At 30.7% G+C, this 6,979-nt stretch carries 6 protein-coding genes; all 6 read left to right on the top strand.

Translation table 11 applies throughout. From position 1 onward, the window contains the following. The coding region (locus ACQCX0_RS04750) for a VirB8/TrbF family protein (RefSeq protein ID WP_462563029.1) at positions 1 to 813 on the top strand (813 nt) is incomplete at its 5' end. After that, positions 761 to 1,477 (top strand): TrbG/VirB9 family P-type conjugative transfer protein, encoded by a 717-nt coding sequence (locus ACQCX0_RS04755; protein ID WP_462563030.1) that lies wholly within the window; start codon positions 761 to 763, stop codon positions 1,475 to 1,477. The genes ACQCX0_RS04750 and ACQCX0_RS04755, both read left to right, overlap by 53 nt. Then, positions 1,461 to 2,537: a TrbI/VirB10 family protein gene (locus ACQCX0_RS04760; RefSeq protein WP_462563031.1), complete on the top strand. Its 1,077-nt coding sequence runs from the start codon at positions 1,461 to 1,463 to the stop codon at positions 2,535 to 2,537. The genes ACQCX0_RS04755 and ACQCX0_RS04760 overlap by 17 nt, the downstream gene beginning before the upstream one ends. Next, positions 2,537 to 4,033, top strand: coding sequence for a hypothetical protein (locus ACQCX0_RS04765; protein WP_462563032.1), 1,497 nt, complete (start codon positions 2,537 to 2,539; stop codon positions 4,031 to 4,033). The genes ACQCX0_RS04760 and ACQCX0_RS04765 overlap by 1 nt, the downstream gene beginning before the upstream one ends. Beyond that, positions 4,023 to 5,219, top strand: a complete 1,197-nt coding sequence (locus ACQCX0_RS04770) for an ATPase, T2SS/T4P/T4SS family (RefSeq protein WP_462563033.1) — start codon at positions 4,023 to 4,025, stop codon at positions 5,217 to 5,219. The genes ACQCX0_RS04765 and ACQCX0_RS04770 overlap by 11 nt, the downstream gene beginning before the upstream one ends. Position 5,220: 1 nt before the next feature. Then, on the top strand, positions 5,221 to 6,933 hold the full coding sequence (locus ACQCX0_RS04775) for a type IV secretory system conjugative DNA transfer family protein (RefSeq protein ID WP_462563034.1): 1,713 nt from the start codon (positions 5,221 to 5,223) through the stop codon (positions 6,931 to 6,933). The last annotated feature ends 46 nt before the right edge of the window (positions 6,934 to 6,979 follow it).

Below are 6,979 nucleotides of genomic sequence, written 5' to 3' on the forward strand. Positions count from 1 at the left end.
TCATTAAAATCTTTAAAAGCAAGATTTAAAGGGAATAATTTTGAGCAAGCACAAAAGATACTTAATTTACTGGATAAAAAAGTATTTATTGATGTACAAGATAATTCCAGATTAGAAACTAAATTGTTACAGAGTTTAAATTTCTATTTGCTAATAAGCATAGCTGTAAATTTATGCTTGGTTCTTGCGATTATAGCAATTTTACCACTTAAAGAAAAAGTTCCGTATTTTCTGCATTTTTTACCGAAAAATGAACAGATTGTGGCTATTGAGCCGTATAAAACCAATAAAAAAGCTGATAGGAGAGTAAAAGAGTGGTTAGCCAGAAGTTATGTTGTAAAAAGAGAAACAATTGATTTGGCCACAGAAGATAAAAGATACACGGAGATACAATTTCTATCAACCAAATCCGTACTTAGTGAGTTTCAGAATGAATATGATACAGACAAAAATGAAAATTCTCCTTATAAAGAAGCAGTAGACAATGAGTATATTAGAAATATTAATATTATTGCTTCTTCTATTTTAAATAATAAACAAATTCAGGTTGAATTTGAAATTATAGATAGTAAAAAAGCAACTGGTAGAATTATTAATAATACTATTGCTATAGCAACCGTGAGTTTTGAGGATAATGAGCGAGATTATAAAGGGAATGATTACTTAAATAATCCATTTGGTTTTCTGGTAGCTGATTATTCAGTGGGGATAAAAAAAGTAAATAATAAAATTAATATAATAAATAGTAATAAGAAAAAAGATGAAAAGACTAAGAAAAAAACTAATTCTACTGATAATCTTTGGTCTGATTAATAATAAGATACTTGCTAAGGATAATTTTACCTTAGAAGTATCTTCAAATCGTACGACTGAAGTGCTAATCAAACAAGGAATGGTAACTACAATAAAATTCCCGGAGAAGATTAATTTTTTTGTGTTGGGTGATGAATTAGTAGCAGATATAACCATAATTAATAATTATACCTTAGCTTTAAATTCAAAACTAGCCGATAAACAAACTAATTTGAATGTAAACACTAAAAAAAATAATTATGTATTTTTGATTTCTACAATTGATTACGAAAATAATAGAAATCCAATTTTGCATATTGAAGTATCTGAGAGCAATGGCTACAGCTTTTTTAACCTATTTAAAAAAGAAGAAAAACAAGAGAATGAAGAGTTAGATTATGAATTTTCAATGCGGGCAAACTGGTTCGGAGATCACAAAAAAATTGCTCCTAATAAAGTCTGGTCTGACGGGGAATATACTTATTTAGATTATAGGACAGAAGATGGTGCTAAAGATATTCCTACTGTATTAGAGGTTGTAGATTATATTGATACACCGGTAAATTTTACTATTAAGGAAAATGTGATAGTCGTCCACACTTTAGCTGAGAAATTAACTCTAAAAGCTGGCGGTAAATGGGTGTGTATTGATTATAAAGGGACTAAATATGCAGCTAAAAAATAAAACCATAATCGTGTTAATAATATTTCTGCCGAGTGTATTAACTGCCCTTGCACTTGAGGTTGATAATACTAAATTTATCTCAAAACATAAGGAAGGAACATTGAATATTACAAATTATCAAAAACTAAAAGAGCAGAAAAAAAAAGAAGCTGAATTAAGTAAAATTGAGGCTGAAAAAAGACGTTTATTAGTTGAATCTAAAAAAATAGCTAATGAGAAGAAAAGATTAAAAACTGAAGCAGATAATTTAAAAGAACAAGCTTTAAAATCGGCAAGAGAGGCTGAAATTAAGAGAAAACAGGAAGAACAGAGAAAAAAACTAGCAGAAAAGCAAGCAAAATTAGAAGAGGAAAAAAGAAGAAGGTATTCTACTGTAAAAATAGTTAATCTCAACAAAAAGGATTCAATTTCTTTAGAGAGTAAAAAAGGTGAATTTTATATGGAAGATTATTCAGAATTAGGCGTAACTGAAGATACCACCTCATCAATCGTTGATAGAGATAAAATAATTACTACTGATATGTATATTAGAGCATTGGTGCAAAGTAATATTAATACAAGGCGGGGTGGTACTTTTCTAGCAAGTATTGAGAGAGATGTATTTTCTTTTGAGAGCAAAAAAATACTACTACCTAAGGGGAGTAAAATAGTTTGTAATTTTGAACCATTAGAGAAATTTGGAGAGAGTGCGGTTATGACAGAATGTAGCCGAGTGTATTTTCCAAATGGTAAATCCATGATGTTAACAAGTGCAGTGGTTGGAGATCAGATGGCAAGGAGTGGGTTAGTTGGTGATTTAGATAATCGGATGTGGGAAAAATATGGACAAACTTTCATGATGTCTATAATTTCAGGGTTAGCTTTATTCGGAGGAGATAAATTACCAAGTAGTAATATGGGTAGTTTATCTCAGTACACTGGCTTATCAATTTTAGATTTATCAACACAAATGCTAAATAAAACAATTGATTTATCTCCAGTTGTTACAATACCTAGTGGTTCAAGAATAATTATTACACCTACAACAGACATAAACCTACAGCCTGAGGAAGATAAATAATGAAAAAAAATAAAATAAAAAAACTAATTACTAGTATCCTCTTACCAATATTTGTAAGTTTTATAGCACATGCAGACTTTACTGTAAAAACTACTAAGCAGGTAAATATTAATAATGAACAAAAAGTAACAGCCAGAATTGAGGGTAAAAAACAGATGATGGAAGGATTCATTAAAATAACACCTGTAGATAATAAGTTTAAATTAGATATTTCTTGGACTATTTTATTATCTGCCGGAGCTAAGACTAATATTACTAGTTTATTAACTAGTGAAATTACTATAGATAAGAACATTTTGCCAAAAGGGACTATTTTGTTCGTTAGGGGTAATATTTCTTCACAAATTGATATTGAAAAAAAAGATGGAGAGAAAAAAGAAGAGAAAAAAAGAGATCTGCCGAGTAACGGGGGTAAAACCAATGTATCTTTTGGAGGGAGTGGTTATGATAATCCGGTTAAAGAAGAAAAGCCTCAGGATTTACAAAAAATAGTTCCGATAACAACTCTTGAAGGTTGCCATCATTTATATGACACCACTAAGGAAACTATCCAGACTTATCAACGAGTTTACTATTTTGATAATGAGGGCAATAAAATTGTTAAAGAGGACTGTCATTATGCTAAGACTGTAGCTGCTGATAAGGAACAATGTGAATTTTTACATGATTATGTGGCAAAAGTAACTTACCAAAGAATGCAGCCAACTTTTTCCGAAGAGGGTAAGAAATATACCGCAGGAGGCTGTATTCCTGTACAATCTTACGCACATATTTTAGAATTTAGTACTTGCACTGCAGTCGGGGTAAATGGAACGTTTGTGAAACAGGGACAGTGGTATTATCAAAATCAATCTGGAGAAAAGATATTTATTTCAGATTGTGTCCTTGATCCTAAGGCTGAATCAAATGATTTACTCATCAAATATGATGGATGTCCCGTAACACATAATGTTGATCAAAATCAGTCTATGCATACCGGTAGATATTACTGGGTCAAACCTGATTCTACAGTTGAATTTATTGGAGACTGTGTGGAAACTAGCAAATCATATTTTCCGCATAAGATACAATTTACCGGAGATATTTCTTATAATAATCAACAAGGATATTCTCAAAAAAAGATGAAAAGACTAATAGAAATAGCAACAGAAAACAGAGTAGTTATTATTGATGATAAAGAATTAGATATTGTTAAGTATCAACATGAACAGGAGTTTAAATATTGGGTCAATCATGATGATACTCGGGCTCATGGTAAAGAAGGGCATTCCAATAAATTTAAGGCAATGATAGTATTTGTAGATGGGCAAAAATATTATACCGGGGTGGAATTTGAAGATACAAACGATCGTGCAAATCATAAATATTCCCACTTTGATAGTAGAAAAGTTGGGAAATGCGGAGGTTATTGGAGTGGTAATAAATATGCGATTAAGGAATGGTATACACGCCCTGACTTAAGCAAATATGCCCAAGGAGAATATGATGACTGCTAATTTACAATCTGTCAGAGTTATTAACTTTGAGGGTAAAAAAGGGGAGTTATTAAAACCTTTAGTAGAACCTCTGCTCAAATATTTCAAAGATCCTGATATAGAAGATTTTCAGATTAATGATTTTTGCGAGGTAGTTTTGGTTAAACGTGGTGGTATTAAGGAGTTTCAAGCTGATAATACTATTAATGAGGCATACATCAAGGCTTTAATGTATACAATTTGTGCTAATAATGATTTAAAGTTCATTAAAAACAAACAGGAATATGTATCTTGTATGTTACCCATCAACGCTTTTAGATTTACCGGCAGAGTTGGAAGTGGGATTAAAAGTGGAATAAAAATATCAATACGGTTAAATGACAATTCCCTTAAATATAAACACAAAGATTTTAATTTATCGGATAAAGAATATAACTTCTTAAAGAAATATATTTGTGATAATAAGTCTTCCTGCTTTATTGTAGGAGGTACTGGGAGTGGTAAAACCTCATTTGCTAACCTATTAATTCATGAAATTAATCAGGATGAGATTTTAAATGTGGTTGGAGATATTCATGATTTCTTTTTTAGATTAGAACAAAGATATAGTGAACTAGTAGCAAAAGATGAACAAGATTATAGGGAACAATTTGATTTATTAATGAGAAGTAATCCGGATAGGATTTTAATTCCGGAATTGACTACTACTAATGTTGATTTAATCATGAGGAGTATGAATTCAGGACATAAAGGATTTATTTTAACCTTACATGCCAATCATGATGGAACGGCTGAGGCATTTCAGCAAAATTTAGCATTAAGTGGTAAAGAAAATATTTCCATAACTGAAATAGATAATTCTATTAAGAAGAATATAGATTTTATCCTTTATTTTATTAAGGATGAGAAAGGTAAAAGATATTTAGCAAATATAGATATTAATAATTCTGAGATTTTAAAAAAAGGTCAAATACAAGGATTATTTAAACTTAATAATCTGGAGAGCAATAAATTTATTGATGAAAAACCAAAAATTATTCCTAAGGAAACTAGAGGTAGAAAAGAGACTAAGATACACAAGAATATTTTAAGGCAGGCTCATAAATATAGAGATAAAGGGGCATCAATTGCTTCTTTATCTGCTATTTATAATATTCCATACCATACATTTTACAGAAGACTTCAACAATTAGAGAAAGAAAAATAAGATGCTACCCGTTAATAATAATGATTTTAAATTCTATTTCTATAGCACGCTAAATTTAGTAATTGCCGGTAGTGTTGCCTTACTACTTTTTGGTGGAATTGCTTATTATTCTTATGATATATGGTTTTATGACCTTAGATATTTAAAATATTTATTTTTTGTGTTTCAAAGTGAGAATTTTTACATAAGTAAGGCATTTTGGTCAGTAGTCATTGCTAGTCTGAGTTTCATACTAGCATTTTTCTATCTGCAAAATAAAAATCTTTATAAACCAACGAGAAGATTTTCTAAATTTGCTAATCTTTTTGATATTAAAAGAATGCAACCTAATATTTTAAGAGAAGATGGGTTTTCTCTAGGAATATTTAAGAATAAATTTTTAAGAACTAATGAACCGTTAGCCTTACTTTGTGTTGCCCCGGCAGGGGCTGGTAAAACTAGTGGGACTGTAGTCCCTACTATTTTATCTTGTGATAGGGATAGTTTAGTAATTAATGATCCTAAAGGAGAATTATATGATATTACAGCTAAATATAGGAAAAGCTTAGGTAAAATTTTTAGGATTGCATGGAAAGAAGAAGTAGAGGGAGAAGATACTACTTACTGGAATCCTCTAGCTTTAGAGAATTTACCAAAAGAAACCTCAGATAGAGCTGAGCTAATAGAAGTACTAGCAAATATCTTAATAAAAGAGGGTGGTAGCGATCCTTTTTGGGCAAATAGTGCTAGAAAAATCTTAACCGCAGTTATGCTATACATGGTTTATTTAGAAGAATTAGAAAATAAAAGTAGTTCAATTGCATATTGTAAAGATTTTTTGGCAACTATCGGAGTGGTTGCGGAAGAGGAGGAAAATGCAGAAGAAGATGAGGATGTATTTGCAAAAAAGAATGACCCGATACAAGACAACTTTAAAAAATATGCTAAAGAATTTAAAGAAAAAGAAGAGATCCCATTAGTAATCAGAGAACGAGTTTATAATGTATTTGCTGAGATGAGTACAACCTCCCCAAATACGTTAGGCTCTATTTTAGCCACAGTCTCAGCAGATTTGCTTATTTTTAATAATGAGAAAGTAAGAAATATCACTTCACAAAACACTTTTAATATGACAACTATTAGAGGCATAGATAATCAACCTGTAACCATCTATTTAGTCTCACCGGCATTTGATCAGGATATTTATGGGGTTTTAAGTGGTATTTTTGTAGAGTTTGCTACTAGATATATTACCTCACAGGATCTTGAATATGTTAAAAAATCAAGAGTAGTAAGGTTTATTTTAGATGAAGTAGCATTCTTTCCCAAAATCAAATCCGTAGAACAGGGTCCGGCCATAGCCAGAGGCTACAAGGGAAGTTATTTATTTGTCTGCCAAGATTTAGGGCAGTTAGAACAGAAATATAAAAGAGAAGGGTTAGAAAATATTATTACTAATACGGCTTTTAAAATTATTTTACCTCAAAACAATGATGTTACGGCAAAAAGATTAGCTTCAATGGCCGGTCAAAAAGAAGTATTTGAGTGGCAGGGAGCTGATAAAAATCGGCATAGAGTTAAAAAAATGATTAATTTAATTGAGGCAACAGATATAATGAATTTACCAAGTGGTAAACAAATAGTAATTGTACAAAATAATGCTAAAACACCGATATTTTGTGATATTCCATTCTTTTTTAAAAATGCAGAGATGAAAAGGAAGATTAAATCATGAGTTATCTAAGAAATACTGTAAAAACTATTCCGAATAGAGTGGCTAT

The sequence above is a fragment of the Candidatus Hepatincolaceae symbiont of Strigamia maritima genome (genome assembly GCF_055505085.1).